Raw genomic sequence first — 14,665 nt, 5'->3', positions numbered from 1 at the left:
CCCCTTTCTCAGTAGGCGTACTGGCGTGCGTCAGCGACCGGTTTCGGGTCGCCGAGGAAGCGAGCGACGCCGTTGCCGATCGCGTCGACCAGGTCGTCGTTGGGGGCCTTCGGGAACGACACCAGCTGCGCCTCGGCCTGATCGAGCGGCTTCGCGTGCAGGACGCGCCGCATCTGGTATCGGGTCGCAAGCCGGGCGGCGCGGACTTCCTTCGGCAGCGTGTTGTGCAGGGTGTCGATCCGCACCGGCATGTCGTGCAGCACCGAAGTCCAGGTCTGGCCGCCCTGGTTGACCTCGATCAGGATCCCGGAGATCTCCGGGAACTCCGCCAGCAGCGCCAACACCCACTGCCGCAACGGCTCGCCGACCTGGACACGGCGCGCCTGCGCGTAGCGGACCACGCACTTCTTCGGCTCGACCTCGACCATGCGCCCGTCGACCACCTCGTGCCGGGCCGGCTGCGCGCCGATCACGGCGACCGCGGTGAAGTCGGACTTCTCCTTGCTCGTCACCGCCGGGTCGATCGACAGCAGACACGCCGACATCGCCGGAAGCTCGCCGTACACGAAGTCGTCCGCAGTGAAGAACTCGCCGTCGAGCCCGAGCGGGTCGTTCGCGTAGTTCTTCTTGTAGTCGCGGGTGTGGCGGATGGACTGCAGGAACTCCAGCGGCCACTTCGCCGGCCACAGCGAGCGTTCCTGCCCGGTCTCGTCGTCCGTCATGATCGCCGGGAAATAGTGGGCACGGAACTGGGTGTCGCGCACCCACTGCTCGGTGGTGTCGGGCTGAATGACCGACCGCACCAGCTGGTGCACGATCGACTCCGGCATCGTCACCGTGCCGACCAGCACCACGCGCGCGTAGATGTTCAGCGGCAGCACCGCGTCCAGCAACGTGGTCAGCCGTTTCGTCTTCTGCGCCAGCGAATAGTTCGACTCGTCCGGCTCGATGTCGTCCAGGATGATCAGGTCCGGTCGGTCGGAGCCGACCTTCATGCCGAGGCTGGACGAGTCGATGCCCTTCGCGCCGAACACGAACCCGGACTCCGACACGTACATCGTCTGGTTGTCCGCGATCGCGCCGCCCGAGGGTTTGCGCGCCGGCGTGCACAGGCCGGGGAAGTCGGCGCGCAGCAGCTCGTTGTTCTGCAGCTCCCCCTTGAACGACTGCAGGTGCCGCTGCGCCTGGTCGCCGCTGTCGGCGAACGCGGCCGCGAACTTCCGGTGCCCGTGCGCCGCGGCCCACAGCGGAAGGATCAGAAACAGCCATGTCGACTTGCCGCAGCCGCGCGGCGCGACGTAGGCGTCGCGGTCCTGCAGCGGCCGTGTGGACGGCCGCGCCCACGTCGTGGCGTGCTCGACGATCGTCGTGTGGAACTCCGACAGGGTGATCTGACCGCGGGTCGACGCGTCGCGCAAGTGATGCGGCAGGTACGTCAACGCGAACAGCAGCGGGTCGAGCCGGGTCAGGATCCGCCGGCCCTCGCCGTCGGCGAGCAGGTCCGGGTCGAACCCGGCCAGGTAGGCGGTCAGGTCGAACATGGTGCCCTCCACGCGCCGCCCGTGCGCGAGCCTGCGCCGAGGGCTCTACCCGGCTCCGTCGGGCAGCCGATCAGCCCCAGGTCTTGGCGAACAGTCGGACGTTCGGGTTCGCCTGCGACAGGTCGTGATGGGTCACCGGGTGCCAGAACTGCACGAGCGGCGTGCCCGGGTAGTTCTGCGCCGCGGTGCGTGGCACGTCGCGCTGCAGCCGGTACCAGAGGTCCACGTCCTCGTAGCCCCAGCCCTCGTAGCGCTCGTCGAACCCGCCGACCTTCTCGAAGGTGGCGCGGGTGAACGCGACCGGGCCGACGCACGGCGAGGAGAACAGCTCGGTGAACGGCGGTTCGATCCGGTAGCCGTCCTCCAGCCATCGGTTCGTGTCCGCTTCGGACAGGCCGAAGCCGCGGTCGAACAGCAGGGTCCAGGGCTGGCTGTCCAGTTCGGCGGCTGCCCATTCGACGGTGCGCACGCACGGCAGTTGGTCCGCGCCGAAGATCACGAACCGGTCGTACTCCGGCGGGGCCAGGCGGACGGCCTGATTGACCGCACGGCTCACGGAGAACTTGCCTCGCTGGGCGAACAGCGGGTCAGCGGCGACGATCAGGTCGCAGTCGGTCTGCTCCCACAGCTTCCGCACGGCGGTCCACACGCGTTCGCGGGGGCCGTTGTCGGTGCCCCACGGCACGATCACGGCAGTGGCCATCAGCAGTAGCCCCCTGTTCCGGCGTTCGGCGTCTCCGCAGCAGGCGTGGGGTCGGGTGCGAGTTCCTTCAGCGTTTCGCGCATCTCGCGCAGCTGCTCGAGGATCTCCAGCTGCCGCTGGTTCAGATCGAGCAGCTTCACGCCGTTGTCGTGTGTGGACAGTGCGAGTTCGCTGGACTTCTGGTCGCCCCGTCGCTGCGACAGCAGGATGATCGGCGACGCGTACGCGGCCTGCACCGAGAACGCGAGGTTCAGCAGGATGAACGGGAACGGATCCCACCGCGCAACGATGCCGATGACGTTCAGCGTGACCCAGGCGACGATGAACGCGGTCTGCAGCCAGATGAACGCCCAGCTGCCCATGCCGTTGCGGACGGCGTCGGCGGCGCGCTCCCCCAGCGTCAGCTCGTCGCCCGACCGGACGTGCGGGTGGTGATGCCACATGGTTTTCACCGGTATGCCTCCTCCCACCGCGACACGTTGGCCTCGACCGTGCGGCCGGCGGCCCATTCGCGGGCTTCCTTGCCGAGCTGCACCCGGGCCTCGGCGTCGCCGACGAGGTCGGTCAGCGCCGCCGTCCAGCAACTCGGCAGGCTCGCCCGCCGGGCCGGCGCGCCCGAGTCGACTGCGCGCCGGTACGGGCCGGTGTCCGACACGATCGCGGGGATGCCGAGTGCGGCAAGCTCCAGCAACGCCAGCTCGGACTTCGAGTCGTTGAACACGCTGGGGCGCAACGGGATCACGCCCAGGTCGAAGTCGACGCCGCGCAGGAACCGTTCCGGTTCGGGTGTCCACCCGGTGTGCCGTGTACGGCCGCGGTTGCTGGCGACGCGCGGTGTGTAGTCCGCGCCCATCGCGTGGAACTCGACGCGGTCGCGGTTGCACGGGTGCTGCAGGAACCGGCGCAGCGGCTTGGCCAGTTCGCCGAAGTCGCGGGAGTGCGACGGTCCGCCGCGCCACCCGATCGTCACCGACTCGGTGACCGGGCGTTCGTGGTCGAGCAGCCACCCGGGGATCTGGTTCGGCACCACGTGCACGACCGGGTTCCACGCGGAAACGACCTCAGCCAGCGGCTCGGTCGTCACCGTGACCGCGTCCGCCACCCGGATGTTCTCGATCAGGCGTCGCTGTCGGTCCGCGTCGTAGAACGCGTGGGACGAACGGTTCGACGGGTCGATGTTCCACAGGTCGTCGTCGAGCTCGAACACCAGCTTCGTGTGGCCGGCGGCCGCGAGGCGCTGCCAGATCCCGGACGGGCCGGGCTCGCACACCCTCTGCCCGACGACCACGTCCACCCCGCCGTCCCGCACCGCGTCCGGCATCCGCGTGCTGTAGGCGGCGTCGTGGCCGCGCGCGGCGAGCGCGTCGAAGGGCAGGGCGATGCGGTAGTAGCCGCAGCCCTGGGTGTCGCCCTGCCAGCCGAAGAGACGCAACGCGCACCTCCTCAGGGATCAGGTCAGGCGGTGGGTGCGGGCCAGTCCGGCGCGGGCGGGAACGCCGTCGTGCCCAGCGGTTCCGGTTCGGGAACCGGCTCGGGGGCCGGCGCGGGAGCCTCGGGTTCGCCGCTGTAGGCGGCCAGTTCGTCCTCGGGCACGAGCGCCAACTGACCGTCGTGCACGCTGACGCGGTAGACGGAGTAGCCGGACGTGGTGTCTTCCTGCAGGACGGTGCCGAGCTCGCCGCTCGGCACGATCACCCGGTCACCGGGCCGGAACTTGTGCGCCATCAGGTCTTCCTCACTTCAACTTGGCTGCCACGTGCTCACCCGGGGTTGACGGGTGTTTGTCCTTGCCGCCCAACGCTTCCGCGTGCTCCGCGGTGCTCATGCCGGTCGCGAGTTCGTGCAGGTTCTCGCATTGGCCGTGCACCTCGCCGGGGCTGACGTACTTGCCGAGTTCGAGGACGCAGCGGTAGTAGTCGTCCGGCGCACCCCAGCCGATCTTCGCCGCGCCCTCGCCGTGCACCCAGTAGTCCTTCAGGTGGTCCGGCGTCGCGCCGTGCGGACTGGCCTTGCTGGCCGCCTCACTCATCGCCGTCTCGCAGCGCGGTTTCCTGTGCGGCGACCGCGGCGCGCGCGGCCTCGACCTTCGCGAGCAGCTCCGCCGGCCGGGAGTCCACGCGCGCCTCGACCTCGGCGCGGGTCGGGGCGTCCAGGCCCAGCAGCCTCGCGATGCGTTCCTCGATGCGCAGCAGCCGGTCGATCGCCGCGAGCTGCGGCGCGTCGTCCTCGATCGGCAGGCCGTCGAGATCGTTCATCACCCGGCCCTGCGAGACCGTGTAGTGGAAACGCTCCAGCACCAGCAGCGCGGCCTGCCGCATCTCGCCGAGCCGTTCGAGCTGGACCTTCCGGTATTCGTCGGCGAGCGGCAGCACCCGTTCGTCGGCTTCCTGCTTGATCCAGTTCTGCACAGACGTGTGGCTCACGCCGAGCTGCGCGCCCACCGCGCGGTCGGACAGACCGCGGAGCTTCAGCCGGTACGCCTCGGCGCGCTTCTCCGCCAGCTCGGCGCGGTTGCCGCGAGACTGGCCGGGATTCGCCACGACAGCCACCCCCTGCCGGTGTTGCTGGTCCGGGGAGCGCGACGCGCGAGGTAGGTGGCGCGCGCCGTGCTCGACCGGAGACATGAAGAAACCCACCGGGACCGTGTCGACCGGTGGGTTTCGGCGGAGACAGCTCCGCCTCGGGTTGTCACACTAAGCGGCTGACAGGTGCCTGTCAATCTCGTCGAGGACCGCGAGCACGTCGGCCAGCCGATAGCGACTGTCCTCGTCGGCCTCGATCCGGCCGCGACGCCGCCACTGCCGCACCCTCGCGGCCTTCACCGGGCTGCCCCAGGTGCGGGTCTCCTCCTCGATCTCGGCGGCCGTCAGCCACGTCTGCTCGACGTATTCGCGGGCCGCGGCCACGGAGTCGGCGCGGTTGAGCCAGCCGCCGCACAGCGGGCACTGCGCCGCGACCCGATCGAACTCGCACCACACCGGCGTGTCGCACTCCGGGCACAGGCCGAGCGGCACGTGCGCCGGCCGTTCGATCCGCGCCATGGCGGCCTCCGTCGCGTCGTCGAGATCCCATCGCGCCCACGTCTCCGCGGCCGTCAACCGGTCCCGCAAGTCGAGTGCGTCCAGGTCGATCGGCGGCCGGGATCCGAACCCGGACTTGGTGCCGACCGCGCCGGGTTTCGCGGTCACCGATCCGCGCTGCACGACGTAGTCCAGAAGCTCGACGATCTCGGACATGGTCACCCCCTACCAGAACAACCTGAACGATCGTCCCAATAGTAGCGGCTCGAGTGGACCGGCAAGGAGGTTGCGGCAACCGGCGCGCCGCGTCATCCGCCGAGTAGCCGGTTCGCGTCGTGCCATGCACGGGATTTGGGCGGGTCGGCCTTCCGCTGGGCTTGGACCAGTTCGAGTTCGTCGATCAGCTTGGCGACGTACTTGGCGTGGGCTTCGCTGGCAGCAGGGTCGATGCTGCGTTCAGCCTGTTCCCGTGCAGCGGCCTCGTCTTGCCGGGCGTTGACTAGGCGCTGTTCGAGTTCCTTGCGAGTGGTGGGCTGGTCGTAGTGCTCGCGGCCGTTGGTGACGCGGCCGGGCATGGATTCCTGCATGATCGTTCCCTTCATCCGATGCGGGAGTAGTGCGGACGCCACGGGAGTTCGAGGTCGCCGACGCGACCGTGCCGGTTCTTGGCGAGGTTGATCCCGAGGTAGCCGTTGGGGTTGCCGTTGTCGTCGACCTGGCGAGCGAGCAGCATCACCACGTCGGCGTCGGCTTCGATACCACCGGACTCGCGCAGGTCCGACAGCATCGCTTTGCCGCGCGCGGCCGGGTTGCGGTTGAGCTGGGCGGGCACGACCATCGCGCAGTCGAGTTCCCGGGACAGCTGTTTGAGGCCGCGGGAGATCCCGGCGACCTGCTGTTCGCGGGAGATGTGCCGCTCGCCCCTGAGCAGCTGCAGGTAGTCGACGACGACCACATCGAGCCCGTGCCGCCGCTTGTGCTCACGGCACTTCGCGGCGATGTAGGACAGCGTCAGGTCGGGGCGGTCGTCGATCGTGAGCGGGTAGTCCTGTGCGCGGGCCCGGTACTCCTCGAACAGTTGCCAGCTGCGATTGGACAGGTCACGGCGCGAGATCTCGCCCATCTCGATTTCGGCGCCGTTGGCGACGATGCGGCCGGTGACTTCGACGCCGCCCATCTCGACAGAGAAGATCATCGCGGGGTGGCCGTGCCCAGCGGCATGTTCGGCGGCCTGGTGGGCGGCGATGGACTTGCCTTCGCCGGGGCGGGCCCCGATCACGTACAGGCGGCCGGCATGGAAGCCGCCCGAGATCCTCTCGTTCACCTCGGCCCAGGGGGTCGTGATGATCCGGTAGGACTCCGGGGTGCGCAGCTCGGCGTCGAGCCGGGTCAGCAAGTGGCGGAAGGTGTAGGTGTGCTTGCTCACCGCGGTCCCGGCGTCCACTTTGGCCAGTTCCTCGTGCGCGAAGGCGAGCGCTTCGGACCCGGAGTCGGCGGTCATGGCGCGCTGCTGCACGCGGATCGTGGCGAGCACGAGGCGGCGGATCCCGGCGCAGCGCTGCACCTCGGCGAGCGCGTGCGGGAAGTCCTTCGGGTCGGGGACGACGCTGGTGAACCGCGCGAGGAGACGCTCCGCGAGGTCGGAGCGGCTGGCGGCGGCGAGGCTGCGCCGGTCGATCTTCTTCCCGGCGGCCTGCAGCGTGCGGGCGCTCTCCCAGAGACCGCCAAGGTGCGGGTTCGCGAAGTCGTCCGGGGCGATCTGCTCGAGCGCGTCATCGCGCAGGTTCCGCGTGGTGAGGGTGAGGAGCAGGGACACGAGGTAGTTCTCTTCGGCTGCGGGGTTGAGCTGGTCGAGGGCTTCCTGCGCGAGGTTCGCGGCAGGCACGGACCGGTCGTCGGTGGTCGTCATGCGGCGTCCTTGGTGAGCTGGGCGAGGATTTCGGGGCGGTGCTGGTCGATCCAGGCCCGGCGGTGGTCGCGGAAGAAGTCGGCGACCGCCTGCTTGCCGTCGATCCCGACAGGGAGGTCGGGACGTTCGTAGCGCAGGTGCGTGGCGCGCTCGATCGGTGCCACGTCGGCGGCCTGCCAGAGGCCGCGCAGCCACGCAACTGGGTCGGTTCCGGCGACTGGTGCAGCCTGCTCGCCGCCGAGTTCGTCGTCCCAGCAGCCGTTGTTGAGCCACGTGGTCGGGATCTTGATCTTCTCGCGTTCGCGGCCGACCCTGGCCAGGTAGGCGGCGTAGCGCTTGGCCCCGGCGATGATCTCCTCCGCCGGGGTGCCGTCCTTGACGGCCTTGGCGAACTTGGTGTGCGCGCCCCGCTTGGCTTCACGACGCGGGTAGGCGGACCAGAACTCGTCGAACTTGGAGTCGGCCGACGCACCGTCCGACCGCCGGTTGGACGAAGTCTTTTCTTTTCCCCTTCTCCCCTTCTCCCCTTCTCCAGTCGCGATGGTCTCGCGATCCTGTCGCGAATTGGAGTCCTTTTCGGACCGGGCCTCGACGTTTCCGCTGGCAGCGGGCTCGCCGGGTCGCGGGTAGCGAGGTTTGCCCGGGCGGTCGATCTTCTGGTGCTTGTCCCAAGTTGGGATGAAGATGTACGACCTGGAGTCGTGCTCAAAACGGGTCAGCAACAACACTCGCGAAAGTGTCGCGAGTCCCTCGCGAACAAACTCGCGCACCTCGCGAGGGTCGTCGTCAAGCGGGAAGAGGTCCGCGGCGATCTGGCGGTGGTCGTCCACACCGACACCGTTGTCGTCCACATAGGACCACAAGCCGATGAACAGCAACCGGACCTCGCGCGAGAGCTGGTTGATGTCGTCCGAACGCCAGAACTCCGGCCTAATGCTGCGGATTCGCACGGGCACCTCCTGTCATGTTCTGCGCGCACCAGCGCGCCCACCGCTGCGCCTGATCCAGCTGCATCGGCTTTTCCAGCTCGATCAGCCGATCCACCAGGGCACGGCACTCGTCTTCGTACTGCTGCACGTTGGCCGGCGGCAGCGACGCAACCGTGGCCGGGGTGACGTGCCGGTTGGCCTCCAGCAGCTCACCCAGCTCGGCATACGTCGCCATCATCTCGGCGTAGATCGGGTCAGTCGCGGCGCAGATCTTGGCTTCGCGCTCCGCGTCCGCGGCCGCGCCGGCGACCGAGATCGCCAGCGCTGCCGCGTTGTCCACAATGGACGATTCAGTCACCCATGCCGCCGGAGATGTCCGGCGACGGCCACTGCGTGTCCATCTCATCGCGGAGCTTCTCGACGTAGGCGACGGCCGCGTCGACCTGCACCTGGTGGGTCGGCGGCAGCCCGATCGCATCAAGCGCCGCCTTCGCAGCGTCGCGCTGGTCGATGCCCTCGGCCCCGGCCTCCGCAACCACCTCGTCGTAGGCGCGCAGCAACGGGAACATCCGGTGGTATTGGTTGATCACCTGCAGCTGGGTGCGAGCGGCGAACGGGATCGAGTCGAGTTCGCTCTGAATGATGCCGCGCACGCCGATGTTCCTAACGGTGGTGTCCTTCGGGTTGGTCTCGCCGTCGATGACGGCGAGGAGGATCGGCGCAAGGTCCGGCGTCCAGGGCCGTTGCCGCAGCAGGGATTCCGCGAGCCGGAGCCGTGCCCACAGTTCGCCCCGGTCGGGCGCACCGACCGGCACCACGCTGGTGCGCGGCCGGTCCCGGTCGAGTCCCCGGCTGGCAGCGTCGAGCTTCCCGGCGACACGGCCGAGACCGAAGAGAATGTCGCCGATGGTGATCACGTCCGCCGCGGTAACACCGTCGGCGTCGTTGAAGGTGGTCATGCGGCTGCTCCTGTCTAACGGCCGTACCAGGCCCGGGCTTCGTCGGTCGCGACCCAGACCGCCCACGACGAGCCGCGGTGCTGCCGGGTCTGACCGGAGTCGACGACGTAGCCGCCGTCAGCGAGTTCGTTCCTTCGCGGCCGCACCGAGTTCGGCAAGATCCGCATGTCGCGGCTGATCTCGAAGTCGGTGACGCCGTTGGGCGCCTCGACGACGTACTGCAGGATCGCCGCGCGCTGCGTGCCGGTGCGGGGCTGGACGGACCGGGCCGCGCGGGCGGAGGTGATGGCCGGGTCAGCCGCCACCTTGCCCTCGCGGTTGCCGGTGACCTCCTGGTCGCGCAGCAGCGCGGCAGCGGCCCGCTGCCGCTCCAGCGAGTCGAACGCGGCGACCACGCGCGCCTCCGCCTCGTCCAACGTGATCCGGCCGGCGCGCACCTGCGCGAGATAAGCTGTGACGACTACGCGCAAGCGCGAGGTCGTGTAGACCGGGATGGGCTCGTTCACCGGCCACCGTCCTCGTCGCCGTCCGGCAGCGCAGCCAGGAACTCCAGCTGACGGCGTGCTCGACCACGCAGGCGCTCCGCAGCACGCCGCAGTCGACGGTCCCGCTCCGCCCAATCCGGCAGGACGCCGGACTCCTCCAACAGCCGCGACGCGAGATGGTCCACGACGGCGGCATCCAGAGCGCGCTGCCACCTGCCACGGCACCACCGGCGCGGCCGCCGAGCAGCGGCGGCCAGCTCCGCAACCGGGAACGTCGCCATCAGACGGTCGAACGACCGCATGAACTTCGGCGACGGCGGCAAGAGCAGCATCTCGGCGCGGTTCCGCACGCGGCGCAGCCTCGCGGCCAAGCCGAGCTCAGGGGCCACCAGGAACGTGGCGGCGTTCGGCCGTTCGTGTGTCAATGTGTCAAACTGGCAATCGACGTACATGCTGATCTCCAGGGTGTTCGTCGTCACGGGCCGCCCGGTCGTGCCGGCAAGCTGAACCGGGCGGTCCTCCATCTGGTTGGTGGTCATCGCGATCACGCTGTCTCGCTCGAAGCGGCGAGCTCAGCCTCGAACTTCTCGACCTCGGCGAGCGAGTAAAGGACGCGGCGTCCGACCTTCACACCCCGGGGGCCGTATCCGATCATCCGCCAGTACCTGATCGTGGAGTCTGCGGTCCGGAAGCGGGCCGCCAGCTCCTCGGTCACCAGGTACTCCGGACGGTCCCTGGGGTGCGCCTCGGTTCCGCCCCTGGGTGATGGTCTCTGGCTCATTCGCTGCGATCCTCTCAGCCATCTGCAGTAATTACAGCGTTGGCACTCACTATCGGGCGTTGACTCCTGCGTGTCAAGCGGTACGCTGCGAAAACTGCAGGACCAACGCGAGCCAACGGAGAGTGACCGGTGACCCCGAACGAGGACCATCACGATCGCGCCGCACCGAAGCGACGCCCTCGTCAAGCGCGAGAGACCGAAGCGGCCTTCGCCGCCCGGGTGCGCGAGGTACGCGAGGAGCGCGGGATATCGCAGACCGCGCTGGCCCGCAGCCTCCGCGACTACGGCATCAATATTGACGGAACCGCTATCACGCGAATCGAAAAGGCCGCATCAAGGGAAAGCGGGTCACGCGCAATTCGACTGGGCGAAGCTGCAGCGATCTCAGACGCATTAGGATCTAGCCTCGAAGACATGATGCGACCGCAACCAGAATTAACGGAACAGATAAAAGAGGCGCGAAAGCATCTGGAGTTTATTTCGAGAGAGCTAGCCACGCTGACCGCGAGGCGGGCCGATGTGCAGCATCACCTAAACCAACTGGAGGAGCAGGCAAAGCTGCGAACGGAACTAAGGCAGCTCATGCTGGCTTTGGAAGCAGCTGAAATGGACGCAGCCTCAGCACGGCTCGATTACGAAGTCGCCGCCCACAGACTAAAAGAGGAAGAATCACTTGCTGACACGCCTTCCGAGAAATTAGCAGCACTGCAAGAAAGTGTTGCAATGGCCCGAGCGCGCGCTCAACACGCCGCATTTGAACGCGAAGCAACGATTTCAATGATTGCGTCGACCGAAGCAAAGCTAAAAGGCTACACATAATGGGCTACACGAAGGATCTATGGACGCGCCCGGAGACGCAGCCCGACGGCAAGGTGACGCGGGTCCCGAACAAGCGGTGGGGCACGGGGAAGCGCTGGCTTGCCTGCTGGCTCGATCCCGACGAGCAGCCGAAGACGAAGGCGTTCACGAACAAGACGCCGGCCACGAAGTACTGGCAGAAGATGGAGGCGGACCGCGATCGCGGCGAGTACGTCGACCCGAAGGCCGGCCGGGAACTGTTCGACAGCATCGCGAAGCGCTGGTTCAGCGTCCGCAAGGTCGACCCGTCGACCATGATGCACGACCAGGGGGTCTACCGGCGTCACGTTGAGCCGGTCTTGGCCAAGCGCCCGGTGAAGGCGATCAAGCCCTCGGAAATTCAGGCGTTTCAGACGAAGCTCGGCGAGACGCACGGCCCGTCCACCGTGGCGGCGGCGCGGCGCATCATCGTCGGCGTGCTTGATCTGGCTGGTCCGGACGGCGATGAGCTGATCAAGAAGAACCCCGCGAAGGCTCCGATCGTGAAGAAGGTCCAGTCCGGAGACGGCGGCTCAGGCGAGCCGGTCGTGGCGTGGGCGGACGAGACTGTGTTCGCCCTGATCGACGCGCACCCCGAGTACCTGCGGATGTTGCCAACCATGGCGGCCGGCTGCGGCCACCGTGAAGCCGAAGCGTTCGCGGTCGCGGAGGACGACATCGACGAGGAACGCGGCGTGCTCTACGTCCGGCGCCAGATCAAGAAGCTCGGCAAGGACTACGTGTTCGCGCTGCCGAAGAACGACCGGACGCGCGAGGTGCCGATGCCGCCCTCGATCGCCGCCGGCCTTCGAGCGCACATCGACAGGTTCCCGCCAGAACCGCTCACGTTGCCATGGGAGAAGCCAGGCGGCGAACTCCGCACCCACCGTGTGCTGTTCCGGTGGCGCGACGGCGGCCACCTGAAAGCCCGCGCCTACTCCGAGACCGCTTGGAAGCCAGCCCTGGTCGCCGCGAAGGTGATCCCGAACCCCGCGAAGGATAACCGCGGCCGGCGCAAGTATGTAACGACCGGAAGGCAAGGCACGCATCAGCTGCGGCACTACTACGCAAGCGTGATGCTCGCCGACGGCGTGTCGATCCGGGAGCTAGCCGAGTACCTCGGGCACGCCAACCCAGCGTTCACGCTGCGGGTCTACAGCCACCTGCTCCCGGACTCGCACGACCGCGCGCGGCAGGCCATCGACCGTCGCCTGTTCCGTCCCCGCGCCGTCGGCTGACGGAACAGAGACGGAACAGACGCCGCAACGATCAACTACAACAAACCGAAGGAGTAGACGTGCGAGACAAAGAAAACGGCCCCGAGCTGCGGCCCCTCAGTCCTTCAGCAACTGCCGAGCCATCACCACGCGCTGGATCTGGTTCGTGCCCTCGTAGATCTGCGTGATCTTCGCGTCCCGCATCATGCGCTCCAGCGGGAAGTCCCGCGTGTAGCCGTAGCCGCCCAGCAGCTGGACCGCGTCCGTCGTCACGCTCATCGCCACATCCGACGCGTGGCACTTGGCCGCCGCGCCGAAGAACGACAGGTCGTCGTCGCCTCGTTCGGACTTCGCGGCCGCGGTGTACACCATCTGGCGCGCCGTCTCGACGGCCATCGCCATGTCCGCCAGCATGAACTGGATTCCCTGGAAATCCGCGATGTGCTTGCCGAACTGCTTGCGCTCCTTGACATATCCCAACGCGTGGTCCAGCGCGCCCTGCGCAATACCCACGGCCTGCGCGGCGATCGTCACGCGGGTGTGGTCGAGCGTGCGCAGGGCGATCTTCAGGCCCTGCCCCGGCTCGCCGACCATGCGGTCGCCCGGGATGCGCACCTGGTCGAACAGCAGTTCACGCGTCGGCGAACCCTTGATGCCCAGCTTCTTTTCCTTGGCACCGAAGGAAAAGCCGGGATCCGACTTTTCCACCACGAAAGCGCTCACGTTGGCGCCGCGGCGGCCTTCCGGGTCGGTCACCGCCAGAACCGTGTAGTACTCGGAGAAGCCCGCGTTGGTGATCCACGACTTCTGTCCATTCAGGATCCAGTCGTCGCCGGAAGGGGTGGCGCGGCAGCGCATCGAGGCGGTGTCCGAGCCCGCGTCGCGTTCGGACAGTCCATACGAGAATCCTGCCTCGCCCGAAGCCAGCGGGGGCAGGTACTTCGCCTTGACCTCCTCGTTGGCGGCCAAGATCAGCGGCATGCTGCCGAGCTTGTTCACCGCGGGGATGAGCGAGGACGACGCGCACACCCGCGCCACTTCCTCGATCACGATGCAGGTGGCCAGCGCGTCCGCACCGGCACCGCCGTACTGTTCCGGCACGTGCGGGGCGTGGAAGTCCGACGCGACCAGCGCGTCGTAGGACGCCTTGGGGAATTCCTCGCGCTCGTCGGCTTCCGCGGCGTGCGGGGCGATCTGCTCTTCGGCGACGGCGCGCACGGCCTCGCGGATCGCTTCGTGGTCTTCGTTGATTTTGAACAGGTCGAAGCTCATCGGGATCTCCTCGCCGGAACTCAGTAGGTGTAGAAGCCGCGGCCGGTTTTGCGGCCCAGCAGGCCGGCGTCGACCATGCGGGCCAGCAGCGGCGGCGGCGCGTACAGCGGCTCCTTGAACTCCTCGTACAGCGATTCCGCGACGGCCTTCGTGGTGTCGAGCCCGATCAGGTCGGCCAGCGCGAGCGGGCCCTGCGGGTGAGCGGCGCCGCGCACGAGACCCTCGTCGATCGCTTCCTTCGTCGCGAAGCCCGACTCCAGCATGCGGACGGCGGCGAGGATGAACGGGATCAGCAGCGCGTTCACGACGAACCCGGCCCGGTCCTGGCACAGGATCGCGTGCTTGCCCAGGGTTTCCTCGGCGAACTTGCGCGCGCGGTCGGTGGTCTCGTCCCCGGTCAGCAGGCTCGGCACCAGCTCGACCAGCGGCAGCACCGGAACCGGGTTGAAGAAGTGGATGCCGAGCACCTGCGCCGGGCGCTCGGTCGCGGTGCCGAGCTTCATGATCGGGATCGACGAGGTGTTGGACGCCAGCACCGCGTCCGGCGCGGCGACGATCTTGTCCAGCTTCCCGAACAGCTCCGCCTTGACCGCCTCGTTCTCGACGATCGCCTCGACGACGAGCGTGCGGTCGGCCAGGTCGTCGAGGCTCTCGGTGATCCGGATCCGCTCCAGCACCTCGGCCGCGGACGCGATCTTCCCCTTGCGCTCGGCCCGGCCCAGCGACGCCTCCAGCCGCGCCCGGCCCGCGTCGGCGGCCGCCCGGCTCGATTCGACCGCCACGACGTCCAGCCCGGCGCGGGCGCACACCTCGGCGATCCCCGCCCCCATCTGGCCGCAGCCGACCACGCCGACGAGCTCCACGTGCCTCACCCATCCCTCCGGTACTTGGTTTCATGATTACGGTACTCAGTACCGACGAGTAGGCGAGAGCGAGGTGGCCCACCTCACCCTGCTCCCGGGGCGCCGGGGCCGATTAGGCTGGCCGCAGCGTGCGTGCGAAAGGTGGCCCG

20 protein-coding genes are annotated in these 14,665 nt (G+C 68.3%); 2 read left to right on the top strand and 18 right to left on the bottom strand.

Going from position 1 to position 14,665, the window contains the following annotated elements:
- Positions 1-8 precede the first annotated feature (8 nt).
- From ATK30_RS33835 to ATK30_RS33760, 16 genes are all read right to left on the bottom strand, one after another.
- On the bottom strand, positions 9-1,541 hold the full coding sequence (locus ATK30_RS33835; RefSeq protein WP_101438845.1) for a hypothetical protein: 1,533 nt from the start codon (positions 1,539-1,541) through the stop codon (positions 9-11).
- 70 nt (positions 1,542-1,611) lie between these two features.
- Entirely contained in the window at positions 1,612-2,244 is a 633-nt protein-coding gene (locus ATK30_RS33830) for a galactosyltransferase-related protein (protein ID WP_101438844.1), read from the bottom strand.
- Positions 2,244-2,687 carry a DUF1003 domain-containing protein gene (locus tag ATK30_RS33825; protein ID WP_244194959.1) on the bottom strand — a complete coding sequence of 148 codons (444 nt, stop codon included), beginning with the start codon at positions 2,685-2,687 and terminating at the stop codon, positions 2,244-2,246. Before ATK30_RS33825 ends, ATK30_RS33830 begins: the two co-directional genes overlap by 1 nt.
- Positions 2,688-2,692: 5 nt before the next feature.
- Positions 2,693-3,676, bottom strand: a complete 984-nt coding sequence (locus ATK30_RS33820; protein ID WP_101438842.1) for a glycosyltransferase family protein — start codon at positions 3,674-3,676, stop codon at positions 2,693-2,695.
- A 23-nt stretch (positions 3,677-3,699) separates the two neighbouring features.
- Positions 3,700-3,969: a hypothetical protein gene (locus tag ATK30_RS33815; protein ID WP_101438841.1), complete on the bottom strand. Its 270-nt coding sequence runs from the start codon at positions 3,967-3,969 to the stop codon at positions 3,700-3,702.
- A gap of 10 nt (positions 3,970-3,979) precedes the next feature.
- Entirely contained in the window at positions 3,980-4,273 is a 294-nt protein-coding gene (locus ATK30_RS33810) for a hypothetical protein (RefSeq protein ID WP_208637477.1), read from the bottom strand.
- On the bottom strand, positions 4,266-4,784 hold the full coding sequence (locus ATK30_RS33805) for a helix-turn-helix domain-containing protein (protein ID WP_158242541.1): 519 nt from the start codon (positions 4,782-4,784) through the stop codon (positions 4,266-4,268). Before ATK30_RS33805 ends, ATK30_RS33810 begins: the two co-directional genes overlap by 8 nt.
- Positions 4,785-4,937: 153 nt before the next feature.
- A complete protein-coding gene (locus ATK30_RS33800; protein WP_143271463.1) occupies positions 4,938-5,480 on the bottom strand; it encodes a hypothetical protein in 543 nt (180 codons plus the stop codon).
- A gap of 92 nt (positions 5,481-5,572) precedes the next feature.
- Entirely contained in the window at positions 5,573-5,851 is a 279-nt protein-coding gene (locus ATK30_RS33795; protein WP_143271462.1) for a hypothetical protein, read from the bottom strand.
- Between the two features lie 11 nt (positions 5,852-5,862).
- Positions 5,863-7,173 (bottom strand): replicative DNA helicase, encoded by a 1,311-nt coding sequence (locus ATK30_RS33790; RefSeq protein WP_101438837.1) that lies wholly within the window; start codon positions 7,171-7,173, stop codon positions 5,863-5,865.
- A complete protein-coding gene (locus ATK30_RS33785; protein ID WP_101438836.1) occupies positions 7,170-8,123 on the bottom strand; it encodes a hypothetical protein in 954 nt (317 codons plus the stop codon). Before ATK30_RS33785 ends, ATK30_RS33790 begins: the two co-directional genes overlap by 4 nt.
- Positions 8,104-8,460, bottom strand: coding sequence for a hypothetical protein (locus ATK30_RS33780; protein ID WP_143271461.1), 357 nt, complete (start codon positions 8,458-8,460; stop codon positions 8,104-8,106). The genes ATK30_RS33785 and ATK30_RS33780 overlap by 20 nt, the downstream gene beginning before the upstream one ends.
- Positions 8,453-9,061, bottom strand: coding sequence for a hypothetical protein (locus ATK30_RS33775; RefSeq protein WP_101438834.1), 609 nt, complete (start codon positions 9,059-9,061; stop codon positions 8,453-8,455). The genes ATK30_RS33780 and ATK30_RS33775 overlap by 8 nt, the downstream gene beginning before the upstream one ends.
- 14 nt (positions 9,062-9,075) lie before the next feature.
- On the bottom strand, positions 9,076-9,567 hold the full coding sequence (locus ATK30_RS33770) for a hypothetical protein (protein ID WP_101438833.1): 492 nt from the start codon (positions 9,565-9,567) through the stop codon (positions 9,076-9,078).
- The gene (locus tag ATK30_RS33765; RefSeq protein WP_143271460.1) at positions 9,564-10,085 is read right to left on the bottom strand and encodes a hypothetical protein; all 522 of its coding nucleotides are present in this window, start codon (positions 10,083-10,085) and stop codon (positions 9,564-9,566) included. The genes ATK30_RS33770 and ATK30_RS33765 overlap by 4 nt, the downstream gene beginning before the upstream one ends.
- Before the next feature lie 5 nt (positions 10,086-10,090).
- Entirely contained in the window at positions 10,091-10,261 is a 171-nt protein-coding gene (locus tag ATK30_RS33760; RefSeq protein ID WP_208637476.1) for a helix-turn-helix transcriptional regulator, read from the bottom strand.
- A gap of 195 nt (positions 10,262-10,456) precedes the next feature.
- On the opposite strand from ATK30_RS33760, the gene ATK30_RS44850 reads away from it, so the two are divergent.
- Both ATK30_RS44850 and ATK30_RS33755 read left to right on the top strand, forming a co-directional pair.
- Positions 10,457-11,146 (top strand): helix-turn-helix transcriptional regulator, encoded by a 690-nt coding sequence (locus ATK30_RS44850; protein ID WP_143271459.1) that lies wholly within the window; start codon positions 10,457-10,459, stop codon positions 11,144-11,146.
- Complete coding sequence (locus ATK30_RS33755) at positions 11,146-12,402, top strand: tyrosine-type recombinase/integrase (RefSeq protein WP_101438830.1); 1,257 nt, start codon at positions 11,146-11,148, stop codon at positions 12,400-12,402. The genes ATK30_RS44850 and ATK30_RS33755 overlap by 1 nt, the downstream gene beginning before the upstream one ends.
- A 96-nt stretch (positions 12,403-12,498) precedes the next feature.
- Here ATK30_RS33755 and ATK30_RS33750 read toward each other — a convergent pair whose 3' ends face one another.
- Both ATK30_RS33750 and ATK30_RS33745 read right to left on the bottom strand, forming a co-directional pair.
- Positions 12,499-13,653: an acyl-CoA dehydrogenase family protein gene (locus tag ATK30_RS33750; RefSeq protein WP_101438829.1), complete on the bottom strand. Its 1,155-nt coding sequence runs from the start codon at positions 13,651-13,653 to the stop codon at positions 12,499-12,501.
- A 20-nt stretch (positions 13,654-13,673) separates the two neighbouring features.
- Positions 13,674-14,525: a 3-hydroxybutyryl-CoA dehydrogenase gene (locus tag ATK30_RS33745; RefSeq protein WP_208637475.1), complete on the bottom strand. Its 852-nt coding sequence runs from the start codon at positions 14,523-14,525 to the stop codon at positions 13,674-13,676.
- Between the last annotated feature and the right edge of the window lie 140 nt (positions 14,526-14,665).

It is taken from the genome of Amycolatopsis echigonensis (assembly GCF_002846615.1).
Taxonomy (GTDB): domain Bacteria; phylum Actinomycetota; class Actinomycetes; order Mycobacteriales; family Pseudonocardiaceae; genus Amycolatopsis; species Amycolatopsis echigonensis.
This window is presented reverse-complemented; position numbering and strand designations above follow the sequence as displayed.

What these genes read in the sequence shown, in the direction of transcription:
- ATK30_RS33835 (WP_101438845.1), bottom strand. Translation starts at nt 1,541, where the DNA reads ATGTTCGACCTGACCGCCTACCTGGCCGGGTTCGACCCGGACCTGCTC.
- ATK30_RS33830 (WP_101438844.1), bottom strand. Translation starts at nt 2,244, where the DNA reads ATGGCCACTGCCGTGATCGTGCCGTGGGGCACCGACAACGGCCCCCGC.
- ATK30_RS33825 (WP_244194959.1), bottom strand. Translation starts at nt 2,687, where the DNA reads ATGTGGCATCACCACCCGCACGTCCGGTCGGGCGACGAGCTGACGCTG.
- ATK30_RS33815 (WP_101438841.1), bottom strand. Translation starts at nt 3,969, where the DNA reads ATGGCGCACAAGTTCCGGCCCGGTGACCGGGTGATCGTGCCGAGCGGC.
- ATK30_RS33810 (WP_208637477.1), bottom strand. Translation starts at nt 4,273, where the DNA reads ATGAGTGAGGCGGCCAGCAAGGCCAGTCCGCACGGCGCGACGCCGGAC.
- ATK30_RS33800 (WP_143271463.1), bottom strand. Translation starts at nt 5,480, where the DNA reads ATGTCCGAGATCGTCGAGCTTCTGGACTACGTCGTGCAGCGCGGATCG.
- ATK30_RS33795 (WP_143271462.1), bottom strand. Translation starts at nt 5,851, where the DNA reads ATGCAGGAATCCATGCCCGGCCGCGTCACCAACGGCCGCGAGCACTAC.
- ATK30_RS33790 (WP_101438837.1), bottom strand. Translation starts at nt 7,173, where the DNA reads ATGACGACCACCGACGACCGGTCCGTGCCTGCCGCGAACCTCGCGCAG.
- ATK30_RS33775 (WP_101438834.1), bottom strand. Translation starts at nt 9,061, where the DNA reads ATGACCACCTTCAACGACGCCGACGGTGTTACCGCGGCGGACGTGATC.
- ATK30_RS33765 (WP_143271460.1), bottom strand. Translation starts at nt 10,085, where the DNA reads ATGACCACCAACCAGATGGAGGACCGCCCGGTTCAGCTTGCCGGCACG.
- ATK30_RS33755 (WP_101438830.1), top strand. Translation starts at nt 11,146, where the DNA reads ATGGGCTACACGAAGGATCTATGGACGCGCCCGGAGACGCAGCCCGAC.
- ATK30_RS33750 (WP_101438829.1), bottom strand. Translation starts at nt 13,653, where the DNA reads ATGAGCTTCGACCTGTTCAAAATCAACGAAGACCACGAAGCGATCCGC.